Below are 24,523 nucleotides of genomic sequence, written 5' to 3' on the forward strand. Positions count from 1 at the left end.
CGTATGCCGTCATCGGAAACTGACAAACTGATATTTTCCGGCAAACAGATATCTTGAGATTTATAATTCAGCACACGAAACATGAACTGCTTCAAATGTACTATTTTCCCAAAATCAAAAAATAGCTCATGATACCCGGGGGCAAATTCCACCCAACACGTATCTGCACTGCTTTCTTCGGCCAGTTTTCCATCCAGCATCTTTTGCCACAACACATTGTCTGTCTTTGCAATCTCACCGCTTATTAACGTACCTGCAAAAGAAGCAGCCAGATAGTTCCAATACTTATCACCGTTCTTCCAAGCCATATAATCTGTATATGCCTTATTCGACCAAATTGGCTGCCCCAGTTGAAACGGCGAATCAGGCTTGTCAAACAAGCCGTACATCATAAAGGATGTGATAGTTTCTACCCCTGCAACCGATGCAGCCACCTGCTGGGACAACAAGCGCGAATAAGCAGAAGGAATTAAAGCAGAAGCACGATCATTGGTTTCGTTTTCCCATGTAAAGGTCTCACAATTCGCCCACAATGCAATGCCCAATCTGTCATGGATCGCACGCAATTTTTCCCAACTTCGTTTCAAACGAAGAAGAGGAAACTGCTCGCGGACACATCCAATTTCATCTTGATAGGCAATGATATCAACCTTCAATTTGGCCAACTGCCTTTCATAAGCCGGGTCATCAAAAGCAGAATTCACAATGCCATAAGGAGATATCAAAGTTTTCTTTCCAGGAGTCAATACCCGTGCTTTCTCTACCAATGTATTGACCGACTGTACAGCATGTTCCGCAAAAATCGGACAAAGACAATCTTCTACCGGCAAATACCAACCATAGAATGCTTTATGGTTTCTATACAGAGCTGCCAGTTCCTCCATCATCTGAAGCTGACGTTGCTTGATTGCCGGATCCTGCAAATTGTCATCCTGATTTTTTGCCCAGCCCGTGCTCATAAAAACTTTCATTCCCAATTCGTCCGCCATATCCATAATAACATCCACCGGACTTTCTTTCTCGGGAGCATATGCATGAGGCATCAATTTAGAAGGATAATATGCCTTCCCTTCATTGGCCACAGCCATAAAAACAAGATATTCAATCCCCATCTCAGAAAGTTCTTTTATCTTCTGCCTCCATAAAGCTGGGGCTGTATAATCAAAATGCTGCGGATTGGTGTACTTGTTACGCACATCCTGATAGGCTAGGTTTATCCAAGTGCCAGTGATTGGTTTGACAAAATGATTTTCTACACGTTGTCCACTAACGGGAATGATAAACAACGATACGCACATTGCAAACGAAATAAGCCATCTTAATACAGTTCCTTTATCCATCAGAATACTTATTTTACATTCAAATTAAAATTAATCACATATGTCTAATCAAGTCCTCCAGAACCACTTGATACGGGTAAAGAAGATGGTAACCAACAACGACAGAGAAGTAAGCAGCAACCCCTGCAAGAATCCTAACCACGGATTGGAATGCAAATAAGACAGTAACGGGAACACACCCGTCATCTGCAATACGGGTATCACCAGCAAATCGCCAGCCACATAGGCTATCATCGGATTCTGTCCCGACATGACAAGCCACGCAGTAGACCTCTGACAACGGAAATAGTCACAGAGGATGTGAAAAACGATCAGAGCCATACAGGCCAATCCCGAAGTGACAAAGAAATAGCTGAAAGTAGCCACATCTTTCTTTATTCCTCCTTGGAACGGTTCCAGACACAAGCCAACCAATAACAGAAAAGCACCCATATTGAACAACTCTTTCCACAACGAAGCACTGCCCGCCGACTTGCGCAACAGCCACCAACCAGCCAAAAGCAGCAGGATGTTCACAACCAGATTGACATGAAGCCACCGGTTATACAGTCCTACCAGATTGCACACAATGATTGCTACCGACAAAGACAGAGCAGCATAGGCTTTGCGGTCATTTTTATCCTCTCCTTCTTCGTGCCCTCGCCTGTTCATCCATTCCAGTAGGAAGTCACCGGCCAAACTACCCGGCAGCACAATGAACAGGTACTTCAAGTAATCGAAACGATACATCCAGGAAACAGGAGTAAAGCCAAACAGAGTACTTGTCCAGGAACCTTCCACCTCACTACTCAGTATAATACCGGCCAGCACCAACAGTACTGCAATGCGTGCCCACTTGTTGTCCATCGTAAACAAATAAATGATGGAACCGAAAATGGCCATATTGGCCAGTAACAGAATAATGATGTTACTGGTATACAAGCTAAACTCACGCCCATCTGCATAGTTCACCGTAAGCAGCATGACTACTGCCACCGCATAAGCTCCCAGTTTAACTGCCGTATGTCCCCATGCCGGCAAGGGAAACGGTAAACGCATGAACATGGGAAACAGAACCGCAAAACAAGCTATGGCCAGCAGCCAGGCGCGCATGTCCTGCGGGCTACTCAGCATATAAGGGTAGAAATGCTGGATGAAGATGGCAAAAAACGTAAGTTGCACGCCACGCTTCAACGCATCATACACCAGCCTCAACTCACTCTCTCCCTTTTCTTTCCGCTTACGAATGGAGAACGGGAATGCCGCCCCCATAGCAAACAGGAAAAAAGGAAAGACCAAATCCACCCACGTCAGCCCCGGCAATTCGGGATTGAAGGCATGTGTGGGTGGCGGTGTCTGAGCATGGTACATCCATGCGGGCAGAATACTGCCCGCAACGGTGGCCGAAAGCACCATCGTCAGAATAGCATATCCACGAAGGGCATCCAACGAGTAGGCACGTCCTTTCATCGGCAAGCTCCTCCTTCTCTCATGCCTTCTTCCACCTCTTTCCAAAGATTCTTACTGATGATATGTACGATGTCAAACACCATCAGACCATCTGAAAGCTTCAGGTTCATGGCTATTGTCTTCGACAGTTTGGCCGGATTGTCATAGAACTGGTCCACCAGGATTCCACCCATGAACTTATTATCTTTCAATATAGTACGCAGGTGCTGACACGAACCTTCCACACAATACCATGTACCCGACTGTGCTTGGCTGTCTGTTTCGTTCCAAACGCTATGACCATTCTTCTGATATTCTTCTATCGTAATGTCCGTGTAGTAATTGCCGGTAGCATACAGGTCAATCAGTTCGGCATAGCCATAGTTCTTATACTCAGGAGTAGCCCAATCAAAATCCTTGCTGGGGTCGTAGTTCTTGCTGGCAAAGTTTACACCCACCTCATAGTAAGAAGGATACCAGGCACCTGTATATGTACCAAACGAGATGTTGGGATTCACAGACTTCACTTCCTTACGGGCCAAAGCCATAAAATCGGTAATCGTCTTTGTACGCCACTCAAACCACTTCAAAGCCAGCTTGCCACGTTTGGGCACAAACTTTCCGTCTGCTGTCTTTTCCCAAGTCAGGATGTCCTGCGGAAAGTTCTCTACCTTAGCACCAATATACTCTTCGAACTTGCTGCGCGAAAGCGGTGAGAAGTCGGCACTGATGCCATCATAGCGTACACGGTCGAGCATCAGTCCGTCCAAATCGGGATATTTTCCAACCAACTCTTTCAGCACATTAAGAATATGCGTACGATATTCCTCGTTGAGCGGATTAATCATGGCCCCATACTTATGTTTTTCCTCCATGATAGAGATAATCCCTTTTTCAGGATTGTAAACCATGGACGCCCATTCCGGATGGCCACTGTAGACCATACCACGGTCAAAATAATTGTGACCGGCACAGAATACATTCAACGAAGCATGTACCTGTAATCCAAGCTTATGTCCCTGCTGAATGAAATAGCCCAGATAATCAAAGTCGCCACGCTTAGCACCATTCCACTCTTCCATACGTGGCGCATACTTGCTGTCATAGAGTACTTCACCGGTAATGGGACGTACGTCGACAATAGCATGTGTGAACCCGAGCGACTTTATCTTTTGCAAATAATAGTCAATGGAGTCTTTCTGATTGAAACGTCCAAAGTTGGCTTCGGCATCAAACCACATCAGTGCCGGCTTGACTGGCGTTTCTGACACTTCGGTCTTTTTCTTGGTTCCACCGCAAGAAGTCAACACAAGCATGCCCGAGGCAAGCAGTAAAAGAGATTTTTTCAAACTTAGTTTTTTCATTGGTATATACATGTTTTATTGATTAATACTTGTTTCTATTTTATGACTGCCCGAAAAGGAGCGGCCGGAAGTCCGGCATTGTTTTGCAATGTTCCGACCTTGTAGTTGCGAAAACAATAGCGCACTTCTACCGGACTCGGAACAGAATCGTTCCATACCTTTACCTTCGAACTTCCACCGATAATCTCTGCCTTGGCAGGATGTATATTACCAGCCTCGTCAACAAGCTCAAAGCCTTCTACCAACTGATTCTCGGGTCCAAGGCCGTCCTCACCAAATTCAAAGTCTACCTCAACTTGCCGGCCATTCATCTGACATTGCCGATAGATGGGGCCTGAATAGGTAAAACCCTCCAAACCATAAGTACGTGCCAAAGCCCAATAAGCCAGACGCTCACCTACTTTTATCTTATAAGGTGGATGGATAAACTTCTCGCTGCCGGCATCGGTGGTAATCACCATGCCTGTGCCGGGCACTTCGTACATCAGTTCAAGCTGACATTGTCTGAAGAGAGCCCAATCGAACTTATCACTACCTTCCGATTGCCAAGGAGCAATCTGGACATAATAGAACGGAAGTTCGGGTGACTGGAAAAAAGCGCGCCACTCGGCTACCATGGCAGGAAAAAGTTTCTTATAGAGAGCTGGGGCCGGGCTGTTGGCCTCACCCTGATACCAGATGACTCCCTTCACTGGAAAACCTTTCCACGGGTTGACCATGGCATTCCATAGCAGAGTCGGTGTGCCGGCCGGCCAACCGAATTCTGTAGCCTGCACATCGGGCAGCTCTACCTCAGCAAACTGCTCCAACGTCTCACGGCTCATCCAAGCTTCAATTTTCGAAGCACTCCAGGCACAATGTATCAATCCTACAGGTACATCAAGCGTACGTTGGAGTAAATCGCCGAAGAAATATGCAGTGGCACTGAAATTAGCTACTTCCTTAGGCGAAAGTTCCGTCCAATATCCGTCAATACCCTCTGTCTTCGGAGTAGTGCTCCAGGCATTCTTCACTGTGTAGAGCCTCAGAGGACGTTTGGCATTAGCCGACACAATATAGGGCTGAGAGCCATAGACAGGCTGACCACGGAAACCTTTGACAGGCATCTCCATATTGGACTGACCGGAACAGAACCAAACTTCACCTATCAGAATATTCTTTAATACCAACTTGTCACCATCGTTAAAAGTAATGGTATAAGGGCCACCATAGGCCGGAGTCTCCAGCGTCAATGTCCATTGTTGCCCTTCCTGACGGTCGGCATAGACTTTCTTGCCGTTCCACGAAGCCACGGCATACACTTTCTTACCAGTTGTTGACTGGCCTGTGAAAACAACTTTTGATTGCTGCTGCAGCACCATACCGTCACCCCAAATGGAGGGGAGTGTTACTTTGGCATAGAGAGCTGACCACAAAAGCAGCAAGCTAAACAAACTAACTAATCTTTTCATATCTTCCTTTCCTTTTTACATACTCATTTACACGGTTCTTTCATCTTAAGAGTAAAGTTTCAGATTGGTTTCATTGGATGAAACCATCAGTTTCAACGGATGAAACCAGTAGTTTCAACGGATGAAACCAGTAGTTTCAACGGACGAAACCAGTAGTTTCAACGGATGAAACCGTTAGTTTCAGCGGATGAAACCATCAGTTTCAACGAATGAAACTAAATTGCCCTGACTGAGTTTCCTGATAAACATTCCTGCCTGTTTGTGAGAACAAACTGCTGGCAAATGCCGGATACCACAATTTAAACGAAAGGGCCGTATACTCATTAGAAATCTTTTCCTCTTATTTCAATAACTGGCTAAATACATTTCCAAAGCGGTCAGTTACCTTTATCTCTACTTTTGAAGTCTTACTTCGGGGAGTAGCTCTAAACAAATGACTGGTCTGCACCGGTGAAATCCAGTCATATTGCACTCTTTCCTTATCTGAGCAAATGGCCTCAGCATCGGGGTCATAACCGGTAAAACGGGTCATCTCGCCCATCCGTTTCCCATCTTCATACCATTCCACCTTCCATTTCTCATCCCAGTTCCATACATTGGCAATGATATCTTTGGGATACTCCCTGCTGGCACCCACAGGATAAGCCCGGAACTGATAATCCTTGGATTGGCCTGCACTCTTATAATACCACTTCACGTCCGTACCATCCACTTCATAAACGCCATATCCGGCCGGTGTGCCGTCCATACAGATGTCAGCCTTCCACCAGATGCCACACACGGCAGCCGTGTTGTGTTCCATCAGTGAATCATTAAAGCAAACGTTCAGATTGAAATGCGTATGTCCCGAAATGATATGTGCATCATATCCTTCCAACATCCGGTACAGACCGGAAGCATTGCTGGTTTCATCCTGCAATAAAGCATTCCACTGTAGTTTCGGAGTCAGACTGGTTGGGATATGTACCACAACGAACACTGGACTTCCCTTTGCTACAAAACGTAAATCCTGCTCCAGCCAGGCAAACGTGCGTTCATCGATATAACCTATGTACTGATAATCGCGATTGACATAGAAACAGTTGTCAAGCACAATGTAGTGTGCCTTACCTCTGTTAAAAGAGTAATAGATGGGACCAAAATAGTCTTCGAAAGTACGGTAAGAATACTCAAAAGTGCGACCACCATAAGTCATGTCATGGTTGCCAATAGCCCGATAAACCGGAATGTTCAAAGTCGAGGACGCTTGTATGTATGAAGGAAACAGTTGCGGTGAATCACCTACAATATCACCACAATCAATACCGAATACTTCAGACTGACCGTCCGAAGTACGCAGCAATTCCTGTACATCCTGCAAATAGGCACGATAGCCAGCTATATCCTTCTCCGAAGTGGCCTGCACATCGGCCTGAACCAAGAATGTGTGACGATTGTCGTCCTTCGGATTTTTCAGTAACTCAAAATCATAGTCTTTTTCCTTTAACGAATCCAGTGGCAAATAAAACTGAGGAATAGTCTGCTCACTCACAGGAACCAGATAACCTGCAGGCGAACTGATGTACACAAAACGCGCTCCGCGGTTACGTTTCAACTCATACCGACCCTGTCCGTCAGTAACCACACAGTCGAAACCATCGGTCACTACTACCCCAGCAACACCTTTTCCTTGACAAGTAACCCGTCCGCAGATTCGCTGTCCGAACAAATAGTCGGGCACGGAAACTTGTGTCTTCACCGACTCCGCTCCACACACGTTGTAAGCAGCTACTTCGTACGTGCCTGCCTCCCTGACAGTAAACATTCCGAATGGCTCAGCCTCCTCCTTTTTGCGCTGGACATCACCTACCAATTGTCCTTCTCTATATATATGGTAGCCTACAGCCTGCGGCTTGCTCTCGTCCTTCCACGACAAAAATACACCCTGCTTTTTATTCTGCATCCAAGCCAACTGTGACACCGGCAAAGGTGTGACTAGAGATGGCAAGCAGCCCTTCTGAGCATAATAAGTATAAGCTTCATGGAAAGCCGGATGGCGCAACCAAGGACTGTAATAGTGAGAATAGGCAAAACAAATGAACCCTGAAACGTATGGAGAGAGCAAATCCATCTGACGCTGAATCCTGTCTAAAGTCGCTGTTGTCCAAAAACGTTGGTCGAACATCTCTACATTGGCCACAAAACGAATACGCGGAGTAGTCGGAATTACATCAGCCAAAGCAGAAAACCAGTCAGCCACTTCATCCAAGTTAAGGAAACCGGAACCGATACAATCTTGCGGTGCAAAAATATCACCATCCTGAAAATGTGCATTAGTCAATACATACTTCCACATTTCAGCACACTGAGCCGCAGTACCATTCTGACTGTTCATGAAAGGCGATAACAGGAATGGCATGCCTTTGGTCTGCTGATGTAGATAATCCAGATTCATATTCAAAGCCTTGACAAGAAACTCCCGATGCATCGGTGTCTTGCAATATGAATTATCTACTTCCCAAACCCAATACCAGCCATACATGGTATCTTTGTAGCGCGACTTATAGCGCCCTATCAACTCCTCAGCCACTTGATTTCCAAACTCCATCTGTTGCATAAGCCATTGCGGAGTAAAATCAGCTTTCCACCAGGCCTCATTGAAATTCAGTCCTACAAATACTTTAAATCCTGCTCGGCGAGCATTGCGCAGGCAGTTTTCAAGCAAATCGCTCTTATTGCCCGACACACCAGGCAGAGCCGAAGGATAAACCGCCGTAGTGTTTCCCTCCTGGTCTGTATGAACAGTGTGCATGAAGATAACATATTCCATACCAGCCGCCTTGAGCGACTTGAACTCCTGCTTCCAACGGCTATCGTCCCACTGCTCTACCAGATATGGTTGGATGAAGGTAGCCTTAATCAACCGTTCGGAAGCCCTTGCACTGAAGGAAACCAACAAACAAAAAAAGAATAAAGAAAATATTGAATTCTTCATAATATCATTATAAAAGAAGCTGCCCTTTCAACTAACGGAAATGCAAGAGACAGCTTATTTTGATTAAGTAGGGGATGTGTCAAGTTATAAACTAATCAATCTATTGCTGTACGGAACTCAGGTAATCGTCAAATCCCTTCTTGAAATCATTCCAATAGTCGTACATCTTAACATGTACCATATCAAAGACAAAATAGCCATCAGCCACATTGATGCAGGCATCTATGGTCTGAGGTATTTTGGCTCCTTGTCCGCCATCTGTCCAACCTGTACTATTACCTATATCCGGACCACCGGCAAACTTGACATCGTTCATCAGAAGTTTTTTAGCATTCTTACAGAAGCCTTGCATGTTCCATTCTCCGCTACCATATATCTCATCGGCCGAAGCATAGGCACCAAGCAACATAAAGTCGAGCATATCGGCATAGCCATAGTCTTTGTACCTAGCTGTTGCCCAATTAGGATACTCGGCAGAAGTGTCATACTTAGGACTGGCCCAGTTGACACCTACTTCATAGTAAGTAGAATACCAGGCACCGACATATACTCCGAAGCGCAAGTCTGGATTAACAGATTTCACCTTATCGCGCGCCTTGGCTATGAAGTCATGAATGACTTTTGCACGGAATTCCAACCACTGCTTCATGTACTTGGGTTGCGGAGAAGGTAGCGGATAATAGCTACTTCCGGGCTTAATGATGTCATCGGGGAAATTTTCGACCGTCTCACCAATATATTCTTCAAACTTCTGCTTGGAAATAGTAGAAAAATCAGAAGCAAAGTCATTGTAACGGCAACGGTCCAGGAATATGCCATCTATATCATATTTGGCCAAGTCGCCTAACAGTTGAAGAATGAACTGCTGAACTTCGTCATTCGCCGGATTCAGGAATTTTGTGCCATACACATTATTGGGGTCGTTTGCAGCCGTCATATCCATAGCATTGGTAAGACCTCCCTCCAGATTAAGCGTAGTGGCCCATTCTTTTTTAGAAGCGTCTCTGAAAAGCAGCCCTTGTTCGCCCAAGCCATAAGGATAAAGGTTACCACCTACAAAGGTATTGATAGAAGCATTGACTTTCAGTCCCAATTTATGCCCGGCGTCAATAAAGGCTTGCAAATAGTCCCAAGTCTCCGTACGTTCAAAATAAACATAACCATTGTCACTCCAATAGTCCAACTTCTTCACTTGCTCTACAGCCGAGGTCTGAAACAATACATCGCCCATAGTAGGACGCACATCCACCACAATGTCAGTGAAACCGGCTTCTTTAGCTTTCGCCAAGTCACGTTCTATATTTTCTTTACTGTTAGCATAATCGGGAAAATTGGCAGCAGCATCAATCCAAATAAAACGAGGTTTAACTTCAACCGGTTGTTCCGGTTCATCCGTATCTCCCTCCCAAGGCCAATCAGATATACCGTCATTACTGTCTTTGCAAGCTCCCAACAAGAACATACAACACAAAGCCGCAATGGCATTAGAATATCTAAAAAACTTCATCGCAAATAATTATTTTCCAAATAGTTCGTCATTCATTAAAAATCCAGGAGACCCAGCTTCCCGAGCCTCCTGGAAACTCTTAATTTACCAAATTATTTCTGGATACAATCAGCAGCAAAGCCACCGATAGTAGCACTGTTATTGTCATAGTAGTAAACGTAAATCTTGAAACCGTTAGTTGACGGAGCAATCAGTACATCGCCCGAAGCGGTCTTCGATTCACCTTGTTGATACCATTTCAAAGCATCAGCCTTGAATGTCAATGCCGGTGAAGTAAATACATCATTGCCCAAAGAGCCCTTGCTTGTGATATCATACAGATACAACTGTGGGCCAACACCCCACATCGGGAAGTGAGAAACAAGCAGCATAGCCAGATAATGAGCATTGTTGAACTTCTTAGTATCCAGACAGTTCTGATTCTGTGCCCAGCTATTACCACTGCTGTTAGCCAACTGAGCTGCAATCTGGTTGTTACCATTCAAATAAGTCAGGATATTCTTGTCATAGTATGACAGGAAGTAACCTTCCGTTACATTGGTAGAGGCCGGAACTACAGAAGTTGAATTAACTGGTGCTGAACCCCAGGCCAAACCTGTAGAAGAGATATCAACCACTTCAGGAGTTTTAATTTCCCCATTGGTTACTACGATACGAGTAAAGACACTTGAAGTAGTAACACCGTCAATACCATCGTTGGTTAAGATTATCACAGCATCTTTTGTCACATCACCTATTACCTTCATCTTCGCACCTGTAGGCAGACCTGTATTATTAGTGAACGTATAGAAAGGCTGAGGAGCATCTTTCACAGAAGAAGTAACAAAAATATTGCATTGACCACCTGCATCGACCTTATTACAGATAAGCAGATGTCCACCCTCATCACTAGTGACGCAACCTGCTTGTGCAGAGCCCAGATTTATAGTACCACCCTTACTTCCTGTTTCTTGGTTAAAATAGAGAGGAGTCGTTCCATCACCCATACAAACAACCAGCTGTCCACCTACAACACCCAATGTAGGAGCATTGGTAGTGTTCCAAGGTATAGAAGCGCCAGCAGTTGCATCCAAGCTGAACAATTCTTCAAGCGGTGCATTGAAGCCGTAAGGTATCTTCTCTGGAATAGTCTTCTTGACTACATATTCCTGCTTGTCAACGCCGTTATGAGCTACTACTGTGAAAGTAACTTCATCATTGTAGTTCAGAGCTTCTACACGGGGATCAGGCGTAATAGTAGCATGAGGTGACAAAGTAATGTCGGCCAAGCAAGAGCTTAAATCATCTGCACTAATCAAGGAAATGACATTTGTACTCTTGTCGATAACACCAGAAACTGCAGGTTCAAGCAGGGAGAAAGAAAGCAACTCACATTTACTTGATTTTGTCCGCTCACCAGTAATACAGATTTCACGTTTCTCGCCCTGTGCATTAGTATATACAAAATAATTGTCTTGAGTCAGGTCCAATACTGTCAGACCGGGTTCAATAGTACAATTAGGAGCCAGCTCGGCCTGTACTCTGACGGCCGTCATATACGGTGTAGTCTCATCCTCACTATCTTCTGGATAGAACCATGGAATAGGAATTACATACTTGTCAGCCGTAGCATCTGTTATTGCATATTTAACAATTTCCTTGTCAGCAAAAGGACCAGAGGTAAAGATGGCTGTCAGACTCGTAATACCTTGACGATCTGCTGTAGGGAGCACATATTCAGGCTCCTGGCAGGCTGTCATTATAGACAACAAGCCTAAAAATAATAAATATATCTTCTTCATAATCATTGTTTTTATTAGATTTAATGAATATCCGTTACCATCTAAAGTGATATGTATATCCATTCTACCTGTTATTTCCACTCCGGATATTGGGAAACAGCACTATTATTATCCAACTCAGATTGTGGCAACGGGCAGCGATACATCTTTTCCGGGAAGTTACGGTCTTTATCGTCGCAAGATACATAAGTGTACTTCAGGTCACCATTAGATTGTTTCTCAATCTTCAAACCATGAACCTGATAACCATTCAAACCACCCTCTTCGTATGATTTTGCTGCTACATTCCAACGACGCAAATCCCAATACCATTGTCCTTCATAAGCCAATTCCACCTTACGTTCCTGAACAATGGCTTTCCAAAGGTTATCGCCACTCTTGTCTGAATAAGAAAGACCTACACGAGCACGCAAAGCTTTGATTGCTTCATTGGCACCAGCATTATCATTTGTTTGATAGCAAGCTTCAGCATAATTCAACAAGACTTCAGCGAAACGAATAACAGTCCAAGGTTGCGTACTAACGGCAAGTTCAGAAAGATTATGATTTTCATCAACCAACTTACGCAAATAATAACCTGTAGTACTTCTGCCTTCGGGAGTTTTGTCTTTGTTCCACTGACACCAACCGTCTACACCGTCAACAAAAGTCTCAATAGTACGGCCTTTCCACTGAGCACCATTATAAAGAATGGTAGCTTGGAAACGTGGTTCCAGTTTGTCATAAGGAGGAGTATCCGTTACACCTTCAGTGCTATGCCAAGTTGACCAATCGGGGAAACCACCTTCAGCCAACTCATAGGATTCCACCATTTCCTGAGTAGGAGTGCCATATCCACCACTATTTACTCCAATCAGCTTATAGTCACCCCCCGGAGTATAGTAGGTATCAAAATCGTGGCCGATTGTCCGGTCAAAGCAATACTGCAAAATAGCTTCTTTATTGCCTTCTTTTATTGTTTTTGAATACGAATCTGCATAATTGCTCTCCAAAGTATAACCCAGTTTCTGAACCTCTGCAGCTGCCAATTTTACCTTATCATAACGTTTTGCATAAAGCATTGCACGAGTCAGGAAAGCATAAGCGGCACCTTTATCTATACGCCCATTGGCATTTGCCTGATCGGGCAAATGAGTGGCGGCATAATTCAAATCTTCTTCTACAAAATCCCAACCGGCTTCTTCAGTACTCAACGCTTTATCACGAGTTATCTGAGTCAGGTCTTCATTATAAATAATCACTTCCTTATAACGCTTGAGCAAATCAAAATACAGGAAAGCACGAATGAAACGCATTTCTGCTTCCAAACGTTCAGAATCTGCATCACTCAATGTGCCAAACTTATGCAGGTTATAAAGATTTTCATTCGTACGACGCACATATTCATACATCGTTGCCCAGTTGCCAAGATATGTACTTACATAAGAAGGCTGTAATGTCGTGCCACCGTAAGCAATCTCACTGGGAATAAAACAAAGAGCATTATAATTATAAGAACCATACTTCAACTGGTCAGTCAAAGCCTCGGTCATACCAGCAGCACATTGTCCCAAAGTAAAGTTACTTAAATTATAAAAGTATTTATATAAATCATTGACTGCATATTCCGCATTCGTAGTGGTACTCCACATGACCTTATCCGAAATACTATTAGTCGGAGTCATATCCAAGAAATCATTGCAAGAGCTCAATCCCAGTGAAGCCCCCAATATACATAAACCGATTATTCTTGTTTTCATAGACTATACGTTTTTTAGAATGTTAATGAAATACCACCCATTATAGTTCTCTGCTGCGGATAATAACCGTTGTTCACGCCCGGTGATTCAGGGTCAATACCTTCGGGCAGACCACTAATGGTGAACAAGTTAGAGCCTTCTACAAAGATGCGGAGATTCTGAATATTAATTTTCTGCATCCATTGACGTGGGAATGAATAGCCTAACTGAGCTGATTTCAGACGAATATATTTACCATCGCGCAACCAGAAAGTTGAAGCCAAGCCATTATCTCCACCGTGTCCAGGGCTACCAAGAGTTATGCGTGGGAAAGTTCCATCAGGATTATCAATGCTATAAGCATTTTCTACCAAATACAAAGGAGAATTAGCACCTTCTTTGAATGTCTGTGTCCAGATTGTATTATCATCATAACCATTGTAATATGTTCCGGTCAGAGATACATCAAACAGAGCACCACCTGTAAACTGTGCATTAAAATCAAAGCCATTCCAAGAACAGTTCAGATTCAAACCGTAAGTCAATTCAGGACGATTGCTGCGGCCTACACGAGCTTTATCATCTTCTGTAATTTTTCCATCGCCATTCAGGTCTTTATACTTGATATCGCCTACGTTAGGACGTGTACTATACCATGCAGAATTGGTAATCTCTTCTTCCGAACGGAACAGGCCTTCAGCCACCCATGCCATTGTAGCACCATAAGGAGTGCCTGTCACTTTACGCCATTCCATGATATTAGGACTATCGGGATATTGCAACCAACGAGTTTTAGCGTATGTAATATTGGCACTTACACCATAGGTAAAGGGTTTGCCACCCAACTGGAATGAATTGCGATGAGAAACCAGAATATCTACACCTTTGCTATCAATCTTATTGTAGTTAGCATAAGTCTGATAGTAGCCACCCATAGAAGGAGGATAATCACCACCCATAGCAGTCAGGATGTCATAAGTATAGTTATAGAAAGCATCAAATTCCATCCCCAGCATACCATTCCACATAGTGAAATCAAAACCTGCATTCCAAGACAATGTCTTCTCCCAAGTCAAATCGGGGTTGGCTATAACGTTGGTATAATAAGCTGGTGACAAGACACCGTTGATAAGTACATTGGTTCCAGCAACATACTGGCTCAAGAAAGAATAAGGAGTCACAGAGTCGTTACCCAGCAAACCGACAGAAGCACGAATCTTCAAGTCGTCCAGGAAATTGAGATTATCCATAAAACTTTCTTCGGACAAACGCCAACCTAAAGAAGCCGACGGGAAGAAACCCCACTGCTGACCTGCCATTCCGTAGAACTTATAAGAGCCATCGTAACGACCGGTAAACTCTGCCAAATACTTATTGCTATAGTCATATTTCAGACGGAAAACATAACCGGCAGAACGTGATGCATCACTTGAACCTGCTACGGGATCTTTGGTTGCAACACCGTAGTTCAACTCGGGGAGCTGAGAAAATGGTAAGTTCTGTGCATAAGCCGAGAAATTATTCGATTTATAATCGCGGCCTTCTACCAAGAACATTGCATCTACATTGTGTTTGCCAAATGAACGAAGATAATTGATGCTGGCCTGACCAACCAACTGTTCATAAGTAGACTGACCTTCGCCTATATTAATACCCTGGTCTGTTCCACGAGGATCGGACTTTATACTCCAACCACTTGCATTATCGTATACCATCGTAGAATAAGGAGTATTCAAATTCTTATTATGTGAAGTTCCGTAGTTATAAGAACCGCTAATCTTCAGCGACAAGCCCTTAATCCAAGGAACGTCGTAGCTCAATGAGAAATTTGTCTGCAAGTCAAGGCTACGGGTATTTTTGTATCCTGACTCATAAATGGCAGCCAATGGGCTATTGGGTAATGAAGTATTATTCTGTAGGGCAGCTGTATACATACCATTATATTGAACTGGCAAATAAGGATGCATCTGAATTGTCTGACGTGCAACAGACAACCAACCTTGTTCTCCCAAATAAGAATTACTATCCGTTCCACCAGAAGCATAACCCGGAGTATGACGACGGCCAACATTGCCGGCTACACCCAGCGTAAAGTGGAAATTCTTGGCGAAATCAGACTCAATGTTGGTACGTACATTGTAACGACGATAATTGAAGTTATCAATATTACCATCTTGTCCCAAGTAACCCAAAGAAGTGAAATAATGCATCTTTTCATTACCGCCTTGTACTGTTACACTGTGTTTCTGGGTGAAACCTGTACCAAACACTTTATCAATATAGTCTACGTTGTCCCAACCATCGGTAGGATCGCCATTGGTCATGGCTTCCACATTCTCTTTTGTGAAATGGGGCACGTACTGACTACGGTCGGTAATAGCGCCACTGGCCAACTGGTCCATCATCTCTGCCATATTATAATAGTATGCAAACTGAGGACCATTCATAAATTGCGGGAAGTTGGCATTCATAGAAGCACCAAAGGATGCATCATAAGTCACTTTCGTCTTACCAACTTCACCCTTCTTGGTTGTTACGATGATAACACCACCGGCACCCTTCAGACCATATACAGCAGCCGAAGCACCATCCTTCAAAACAGATACGCTTTCAATGTCGTTCGGGTCAAGGTCATTGATATTGTCTACCGGGAAGCCATCCACAATGTAAGCTACATTATAGATAGAACCACGAATCTTCAAAGAAGCCTGGTCCAAACCCGGTTCTCCTGACTCTTGCACTGAAGAAATACCGGGCAACCGACCTCCCAACAACTGAGACACATTTGTAGACGGTGCCTTCAGCAACTCTTCACCTTTCATGGCTGAAACAGCACTAGTCAGCGAACTTTTTTTCTGCGTGCCGTAACCAACGACAACCACTTCGTCGAGCAGTTCTGTATCATCTTTCATCTCTACATTAATGACCGTACGACCAGCCACTTTATGTTCTTGCGTTTTCATGCCGACAAAAGAAAAGACAACGACATCGCTGCTTTTTACATTCAACGAATACTTTCCTTCAACATCCGTAATCGTACCATTACCGGTACCTTTCACAAACACGCTCACACCAGGCAAGCCTTCTCCGGTACCATCAGATACCACTCCCTTCAAAGTTATATCCTGTGCCTGAATACCCAAAGGATATAATAAGAGCATCAATAATGAGAACGAAAGCATTCTCATCCACCGAAAACTTCTTGTAGGATCTTTAATAAAATCTCTCATAAGTTCGATCTTTTTAATTAATAATATTTATTAGGCTAACACTTTTCACTTAATTCATTCAACACCTTCCAACACTGATACAGTCCGCGAGGAACATGGAAGCAGCCTTTCCACTTGCCACCCTTCAAAGGTAACAGCACCTCACCGCGACGGTTCAGATAGCCATACCATTCGGGATATTCCTGGTCTTTGAAGTGAGACCATACATAATCGTGTACCTTCTCAAACCATTCCAGACATTGCCGGTCGCCCGTCAGGCGATAGCCTTTCAGCAACGAAATCAAGGTTTCGATATGAACCCACCAAAGTTTCTGGTCCCATTCCAGCTGCTGGGGAGGATTGCCCAAACGGTCCATGAAGTAATAGATGCCACCGTACTGCTTGTCCCAACCATAGTTGAGCATGGTCAGTGTGATGTTCTTAGCCTTCTCTATCAGGTCCGGACGATTAAGACGCTTACCCAAGTCCATAATGAACCACATGGCCTCGATGGCATGACCAGGAGTAACCTGGCGACCTTCGAAGGAGTCGGACAATGAACCGTCAGCCAGCACATTCTCTACAATAATACCACCTAACTCAGGACGATAGAATACGTCCATCACTTCGTGGATGCAGGTATCCATGGTCTTCACCAGGAAATCTTCGTCGAGCAAGTGCTCTATTTCCAATGCCAGGTTGCAAAGAATCATAGGAAGGGCAAAGCCTTTCAAGTCGCGTGTGCCGGGATGGAGTTTGTTCCATTTGCCTTTCGGGTTGTTCACCTTCGACAGTACGATGTCGAAAGTCTTCTTGGCAATATCAGCATATTCCTGATTGCCCGTGGCCAGACTCAACTGTCCGAAAGCCATTGTAGCAAACGTGTAAGAGAAGATGTTGTAAGGTTCTACCAACGGATGTCCTTCGCGGTCGAGCGAGAAATACCAGTTGTAGTTGCCGTCATGACCGTACTTCTTCAGGAACTCACCACCCTGAATGGCACAGTCGAGCCACTCCTGGCGTTTCTCTACCTTGTTGTAGAGCATGGCAAACATCCAGACTTCGCGGCCTTGCAACCAGATAAACTTATCTGTATCGAACACTTCGCCATTGCGTTTCAGGCAAGTGAAATAGCCACCAAACTCCTTATCCTGGGAATGCTGCAACCAGAAAGGAAGCACATTCTCCATAAGCTCTGTTTTGTACTGTTCAGCTAATTTCTTGAAATCCATAATTTTATATTTTATTAGGTCGATTATTTTTTCATCCAATAACGTTCTATTTCTTCAAGCGACTTGCCGGTAGTCTCGGGTATCAGTTTCCATACAATCAGCATGTAAGGCACACACATGAGGGCAAACAGCAAGAATGTTCCGGCGGGGGTAAGATTTTGGAGCATCCAAGGAGTAAGCTGTCCTACCAGATAAGTGCCAACCCAAAGGGCGAAGCCGGCAATAGACATGGCCATACCGCGAATACGCGTGGGATACATCTCGGACAACAGGACAAAGATGACCGCTGAAATGGATATGGCACAACAGAATACATAAAGCAAGAAGAAGAACAGCAGGAAGCTGTTGGGCAAACCCAGCGAAGCCGAGAAACGGAAATAGAAACCTATCAGCAACAACGAAAGCACCATGCCCGATACACCATAGTAAACAAGTTTCTTGCGTCCTACCTTATCAATGATGAAGACGGCAATCACCGTCGTCACGGCATTGACCAAACCCACCAACACCTGGCTGAACAAGGCATCGCCACCCGAAAGGCCGGCTTCTTCAAAGATAGAAGGGCCATAGTAGAGCACAGCATTCACACCCATAAATTGTCCCAGTATGGCTATGGCCGCACCAATCATTACAGCTTTAAATATGCCTGGTTGGAAAAGGAATTTCCAATCTGATTTATTTTCAGACTGTACTACAGACACTGTTTCATTCAATTGTGCCTGTGCATCCTGTCCATGCAGATATATCTTTTGGAAAACATCGAGCGCCTTATCATTACGACACCTAAGCACAAGCCAACGAGGACTTTCCGGAATAAAAAGTACAACAAAAAAGAACAATAACGCAGGAACACTTGAAAGCCCTAACATACCTCTCCATACTTCAGACACCAAAATTGTGTGTATCCAACCAGAACCGACCTCCACTCCGCTCTGAGAAAGATGAAGAAGCTGATAATTAGCCAAATAAGCTCCAAGAAAACCCAAAGTTACTGCCAATTGATAAAGAGAAACCAGCCTTCCACGATAATGAGCAACAGAAATCTCAGAAATATAAAGCGGTGAAACAATAGATACTACCCCAATACCAACACCACCAAGAATGCGGGCTACAACCAACTGGTCAAAACTACCTGTAAATGCACAACCAATACCGGACACAGAAAAAAACATAGCGGCTATTAGCATAGTAATCTTACGCCCATACCTATCGCTCAGTTGACCTGCAAACAATACACCAACAATGGAGCCGACCAACGCGCAGCCTACGAACCAGCCAGTCTGAATCTGGTCAAGTTGGAATTGGGTTGTAACCTGAGATATGGTACCAGAAATAACAGCTGCATCATATCCGAACAAAAAACCACCCAAAGCCGCTACGACAGAAAGGAATATCAAATAAGAAAAATTTATATCAGATTTCATACCTATTAAAAAAACTATTATTCAATACCAAAATATTCTCTATATCTATCGTACAGATGCCCCGCCTGCAAATAAGCTGACTGTGGACTCATAAAATGAGAAAACTCAAAAGTTATAGCCTTATCATATCCTGCACGTTTGGCGGCTTCCAGTTTCATTCGCAGCTTATCAAATTTTATTGGGAAGAATTTAATTGGCATATCACGGTCAAATGATTCTGCATTAGTCCAACACTGCATACCATATTTATCTGCCAACTTTTTATTAACGGCAAAAAAAGCATCCAACTCATCATAATCAATATGCCCATCCTGAAAAGCACATGCATCTACAACATCGTGGATACCATCAAAAATTTCATTCCATTCTTTCTCATGTTGTTGCACAGACACTGCTTCTTCTTTTGTTAGCTTATTGCCACTGGCCATTACAGCTTTCTTCCCGTCAATCCATGGCGATATAAATGTAGGAAGACCTCCTGACACATCCTTGCATTGTTTTCCCATAGCATGAAATGCATCAATAGCTCCTTTGGTTGCACGACTTATCTCGCCACTGATATACCACCCTCCAAAACTTTTGTAACGTTTCCCATACGACTCCCAAACTTCTTCTATCACATATTTATTATCTTCTATTTCCCAACTCAAGTCACCAGTATCCCAATAGCGTCCCGAATCGTAAAGACCAAAGTAGAACTTCATGCCATACTTCTCGGCTAACTTCAGAAACATCTCCAGCAAATCAACCGAAGGCATATAGCAACCTTTCCCCAACAGATACTTGGAAGGATAAGTGATAAACTTCCGATAACCAGAACGAATCATGATGACCGTATCAATACCAATGGCTTTCATATATTGAAAATCTCGATCCCACTCTTTCAGCCCCCAATTCTGATGAGGAATATCATGAGAAATTTCATCCAAAAAAGTACCTGTTATCTTCAACCCATCAGACTTAAGCATCACCCCTCCATTCTTGTTTGTCATTTCCCAAATTTCACTATCCGACGAAGCTTTCAATAATGACGGAGACAGCAACAAGGACGCACCTGCCATGATGGACTTTTTTAGAAACTCTCTACGATCACCAGTGTTTTTCCTATCCATATTTTTCATTTTTATATTAGAACGTCACAAATATAAATACAATTTTATTAATAGCAAAATATTTAATAAAATATTTTATTAGATAAACGATGAATAATGAAATAATATGATATACATAAAATTATTAAGCGATATATATAATAAAACTTTTTAGTATCTTTGTAGCGAACCTCATAATTTTGATGATATGGCACAAGCGTTACTAAAAGAAATAGAAATTGGTAGTAAAAATGCTCTCCTTAAAAAGAGAATTATTACACATTATATATATAATGGAAGTTCAACAATTACGGATCTAGCCAAAGAGCTAGATTTAAGTGTGCCTACTGTAACCAAATTTATATCGGAAATGTGTGAAGAAGGCTACATTAATGATTATGGTAAACTAGAAACCAGCGGTGGGCGTCACCCAAGTATATATGGATTAAATCCTGAATCTGGATATTTTATAGGAATAGACATTAAAAAGTTTGCTATAAATATAGCTTTAATTAACTTCAAAGGGGATATGTTAGAATTAAAATTGAATATCCCTTATAAGTTTGACAACACACCGGAAGCTTTGGAAGAGCTATGTAAGTTAATCAGAAATTTCATAAAACAGATAAAAATAACCCCTGAAAAAATTATGAATATCTGTATCAACATTTCCGGTCGGGTTAATCCAGAATCAGGGTACAGTTTTAGCATGTTTAACTTCTCAGAACGTCCATTAGCTGAAGTATTAACCGAAAAGATCGGCTTCCCAGTCTGCATCGACAACGACACACGCGCCATGACCTACGGAGAATATATGAAAGGAAGTGTTACGGGAGAAAAAAATATCATTTTCGTCAATATCAGCTGGGGACTAGGCATTGGAATAATTATCGACGGGAAAATATACACGGGGAAATCGGGCTTTTCAGGAGAATTCGGACACGTCAATGCGTTCGACAACGAAATCATCTGCCACTGTGGTAAAAAAGGATGCTTGGAAACAGAAGCTTCGGGTAGCGCTTTCCACCGAATATTCCTGGAAAGAATAAAGAACGGTGAAACCTCCATCCTGTCCAACAGGCTTAAAGAAAAAAATAAGCCGCTCACATTGGACGAACTAATCGAAGCTGCATGCAAGGAAGATCCGCTATGCATAGAAATTGTAGAAGAAATCGGCCAAAAATTAGGCAAACAAATTGCAGGACTCATCAATATCTTCAACCCGGAAATGGTAATAATCGGTGGGACCCTTTCACTGACGGGAGATTATATCACCCAACCCATTAAGACAGCCGTCCGAAAATATTCACTTAATCTGGTAAACAAGGATTCTGTCATTGTCACATCCAAGTTAAAAGATAAAGCCGGCATCATCGGTGCCTGCATGCTGGCCAGAAGTCGAATGTTTGAAGATTAAATCACTAAAAGTTAATTACATATCATCATTTTTATATGAAAAAGAGCCATCTTATTCTAAGCATATTCCTGTTGCTGGCAACCTTTACATGGGCTCAACAGCGAATCGTAAAACTAAAATTAGTACAAACCAGTGACGTGCATGGGAATTATTTCCCCTACGACTTCATTCTCCGCCAAGATGCAACAGGCAGTCTGTCGAGAGTTTGTTCCTATATACGCCAGGAACGCAAAGAGTATAATGACCGACTAATCTTACTGGACAACGGTGACATCCTCCAAGGGCAACCCACAGCTTATTACTATAATTATATAGATACAACAACTACACACCTATGCGCCGCAATGATGAACTTTATGGATTATGATGCGGGCAATATGGGTAACCACGACATAGAAACGGGCCGTACCGTGTTCGATCGCTGGGCATCAGACTGTCACTTCCCTATCCTCGGAGCCAATATAATAGAAACAGCTACAGAACAACCTCATTTTAAGCCCTACATTATACTGGAGCGCGATGGAATAAAGATAGCCATATTAGGAATGATAACTCCAGCTATTCCAGCTTGGCTATCGGAAAACCTATGGCGTGGCCTGCGTTTCGATGACATGGAGGAAACAGCCCGCCATTGGATGACGGTTATCCGCGAACAGGAAAAGCCAGACCTAGTAATAGGCATCTTCCACGCAGGACGCAACGCCTATGTGATGAATGGCAAGTATAACGAAAACGCTTCAGCCGACATAGCACGCCACATACCCGGTTTCGACATAGTAATGATAGGCCATGATCACGCTCTGGCCTGTGAAAAGGTAATCAATGCAGAAGGTGATTCAGTTCTGATCATTAACCCAGCCAATAATGCCTCAGTAATCTCTTCCGTAGACGTAAAGCTAACGCTACAGGATGGCCACGTAACCCAAAAAGAAATTTCTGGCGAACTTGTACGGATGGACAGCTACGAGCCAGATGCGGAGTTCATCAGTCATTTCGCCTCACAACGTAAAGACGTGGAACAATTTGTATCCAAACGAATAGGCCGATTTACTGAAAGTATTTCTACACGGCCTGCCTATTTCGGTCCCTCAGCTTTCATCGACCTCATACACCAGCTCCAACTTGCAATTAGCGGAGCCGACATCTCATTGGCCGCACCTTTGTCTTTTGATGCTGAAATAAAAGCGGGCGATATTTTCGTGAATGACATGTTCAGCCTTTACAAATACGAAAACATGCTATATACCATGAGTCTTTCCGGGAAAGAAATCCGCGGCGCCCTCGAGATGTCGTACGCCTTATGGACAAATCGCATGAAGTCTGCCGACGATCCACTCCTCTTGTTGCGCACCCAACCGCGTGAAGGCGCAGCGGACCGTGCTGTATTCCAGAATCCCAGCTACAACTTCGACTCAGCAGCAGGTATCCTCTATACTGTAGACGTAACCAAACCCGAAGGCGAAAAGGTGCATATCCTAAGCATGGCTGACGGCACTCCTTTCGACGAAACAAGAATGTATAAAGTGGCTGTCAACTCTTACCGTGGCAATGGTGGTGGCGAGCTACTGACTAAAGGAGCCGGCATCCCACAAGACGAATTGGAAAAACGCATCCTCTCATCCACAGACAAGGATTTGCGTTACTATCTGATGAAGTATATCGAACAGCAGCAAACCATTTCACCTAAAGCCTTAAACCAATGGCGCTTTATTCCTGAAACGTGGACAAAAACAGCTTCACAACGTGATTACAACAAATTGTTCGGGAATGAAAAACAACCGTAACCCGCATATAACAAAAAGAAACAGGTTCCGAAATTCGGAACCTGTTTCTTTTTGTACCCTTTTAAAACCAATTCTCTCTCTTCTATAAAAACTAAATTCTCCTATTGTTTTTGCGATGCAAAAGTACTCACAACTTTCCATTGTGCCTTTGACATAAATCAAAAAGAGTTTTTCTCAAAAACAAAGGAATCTTATTCTTATAAAATACCCGAACGAACCCGGCTTAATGTCTCTGGTGTCATCAACAGATAGGAAGCAATATGTGAGAGAGGAGCCCTTTTAACCACTTCTGGCTGCGATTGCAGCAATTGATTATAACGCTCACGGGCCGTTTCAAAACGCCACGAATCAGCTTTAATCTGAGAAGTAATGAGCGAAAACTCCAAAATCTTCCGATAGAACATATTAACTTCCCATGAAGTCTCTGCCAACAAATTCAACTTCTTGTGATTCAGAAGATAACCAGTGCCGTCTTCCAGGGCCTCTATCATCAAACGGGTAGGTTCCTGCTTCAACAAACTTTCGATACACATAACGATACAGCCTTCGTAAGAAAAATGCTCAGTCACATCTTTTCCGTTTTTATAATAAAATTGGCGTATCATACCCTTTCCTACAATCATGATATCATGACTAACTTGCCCTTCGGAAAGAAGAATTTCTCCCTTTTCAAAATCTTTTCTCACCAGAATCTCTTCAATGAGCTTTCGACCTTCAGGATTCATGGTCGGATATCGGGAATTCACCGCTGCATTTACAGTTTCTTTTAATAAAGTATCCATTTGCAACTTCTGTTCTAGGTT

Annotated in this window: 15 protein-coding genes and 1 pseudogene; 2 read left to right on the forward strand and 14 right to left on the reverse strand. The window is 43.4% G+C overall.

What is annotated here, in order from left to right; genetic code table 11:
- The 13 genes and pseudogenes from HF894_RS13495 to HF894_RS13550 all read right to left on the reverse strand — a co-directional run.
- A partial coding sequence (locus tag HF894_RS13495) for a DUF4434 domain-containing protein (protein ID WP_246593253.1) occupies nucleotides 1-1,298 on the reverse strand: 1,298 nt, incomplete at its 3' end.
- Nucleotides 1,299-1,388: 90 nt separating this feature from the next.
- Nucleotides 1,389-2,789, reverse strand: a complete 1,401-nt coding sequence (locus HF894_RS13500; protein ID WP_075317146.1) for a DUF5009 domain-containing protein — start codon at nucleotides 2,787-2,789, stop codon at nucleotides 1,389-1,391.
- Nucleotides 2,786-4,132, reverse strand: coding sequence for an alpha amylase family protein (locus HF894_RS13505; RefSeq protein WP_246593252.1), 1,347 nt, complete (start codon nucleotides 4,130-4,132; stop codon nucleotides 2,786-2,788). Before HF894_RS13505 ends, HF894_RS13500 begins: the two co-directional genes overlap by 4 nt.
- Nucleotides 4,133-4,167: 35 nt before the next feature.
- Nucleotides 4,168-5,583, reverse strand: a complete 1,416-nt coding sequence (locus tag HF894_RS13510) for a sialate O-acetylesterase (protein ID WP_075317147.1) — start codon at nucleotides 5,581-5,583, stop codon at nucleotides 4,168-4,170.
- A gap of 340 nt (nucleotides 5,584-5,923) precedes the next feature.
- Entirely contained in the window at nucleotides 5,924-7,321 is a 1,398-nt protein-coding gene (locus HF894_RS15205) for a calcineurin-like phosphoesterase family protein (RefSeq protein WP_317196557.1), read from the reverse strand.
- Nucleotides 7,322-7,639: 318 nt separating this feature from the next.
- Nucleotides 7,640-8,557 (reverse strand): annotated as a pseudogene (locus HF894_RS15210) (DUF4434 domain-containing protein); the annotation flags it as partial.
- A gap of 100 nt (nucleotides 8,558-8,657) precedes the next feature.
- The gene (locus HF894_RS13520) at nucleotides 8,658-10,064 is read right to left on the reverse strand and encodes an alpha amylase family protein (RefSeq protein ID WP_075317148.1); all 1,407 of its coding nucleotides are present in this window, start codon (nucleotides 10,062-10,064) and stop codon (nucleotides 8,658-8,660) included.
- A gap of 92 nt (nucleotides 10,065-10,156) precedes the next feature.
- Nucleotides 10,157-11,908, reverse strand: a complete 1,752-nt coding sequence (locus tag HF894_RS13525; protein WP_394334093.1) for a DUF5018 domain-containing protein — start codon at nucleotides 11,906-11,908, stop codon at nucleotides 10,157-10,159.
- 8 nt (nucleotides 11,909-11,916) lie between these two features.
- Complete coding sequence (locus HF894_RS13530; protein ID WP_204973070.1) at nucleotides 11,917-13,584, reverse strand: RagB/SusD family nutrient uptake outer membrane protein; 1,668 nt, start codon at nucleotides 13,582-13,584, stop codon at nucleotides 11,917-11,919.
- 14 nt (nucleotides 13,585-13,598) lie between these two features.
- Entirely contained in the window at nucleotides 13,599-16,724 is a 3,126-nt protein-coding gene (locus tag HF894_RS13535) for a SusC/RagA family TonB-linked outer membrane protein (protein WP_394334112.1), read from the reverse strand.
- A gap of 104 nt (nucleotides 16,725-16,828) precedes the next feature.
- The gene (locus HF894_RS13540; RefSeq protein ID WP_204973072.1) at nucleotides 16,829-18,004 is read right to left on the reverse strand and encodes an AGE family epimerase/isomerase; all 1,176 of its coding nucleotides are present in this window, start codon (nucleotides 18,002-18,004) and stop codon (nucleotides 16,829-16,831) included.
- Between the two features lie 23 nt (nucleotides 18,005-18,027).
- Nucleotides 18,028-19,428 carry a sugar porter family MFS transporter gene (locus HF894_RS13545; RefSeq protein WP_204973074.1) on the reverse strand — a complete coding sequence of 467 codons (1,401 nt, stop codon included), beginning with the start codon at nucleotides 19,426-19,428 and terminating at the stop codon, nucleotides 18,028-18,030.
- 17 nt (nucleotides 19,429-19,445) lie between these two features.
- Nucleotides 19,446-20,540, reverse strand: coding sequence for a DUF4434 domain-containing protein (locus tag HF894_RS13550; RefSeq protein WP_075318924.1), 1,095 nt, complete (start codon nucleotides 20,538-20,540; stop codon nucleotides 19,446-19,448).
- Between the two features lie 187 nt (nucleotides 20,541-20,727).
- Here HF894_RS13550 and HF894_RS13555 point away from each other — a divergent pair, with 187 nt between their 5' ends.
- Both HF894_RS13555 and HF894_RS13560 read left to right on the forward strand, forming a co-directional pair.
- Complete coding sequence (locus tag HF894_RS13555) at nucleotides 20,728-21,936, forward strand: ROK family transcriptional regulator (protein ID WP_075317153.1); 1,209 nt, start codon at nucleotides 20,728-20,730, stop codon at nucleotides 21,934-21,936.
- A gap of 35 nt (nucleotides 21,937-21,971) precedes the next feature.
- Complete coding sequence (locus HF894_RS13560; RefSeq protein ID WP_204970272.1) at nucleotides 21,972-23,720, forward strand: bifunctional metallophosphatase/5'-nucleotidase; 1,749 nt, start codon at nucleotides 21,972-21,974, stop codon at nucleotides 23,718-23,720.
- Between the two features lie 197 nt (nucleotides 23,721-23,917).
- Here the strand turns inward: HF894_RS13560 and HF894_RS13565 are convergent, their stop codons facing one another.
- Nucleotides 23,918-24,502 carry a Crp/Fnr family transcriptional regulator gene (locus tag HF894_RS13565; RefSeq protein WP_204973076.1) on the reverse strand — a complete coding sequence of 195 codons (585 nt, stop codon included), beginning with the start codon at nucleotides 24,500-24,502 and terminating at the stop codon, nucleotides 23,918-23,920.
- Nucleotides 24,503-24,523 lie beyond the last annotated feature (21 nt).

It is taken from the genome of Caecibacteroides pullorum, from assembly GCF_019239235.1.
In the GTDB taxonomy this organism is placed as follows: Bacteria; Bacteroidota; Bacteroidia; order Bacteroidales; family Bacteroidaceae; genus Bacteroides; species Bacteroides pullorum.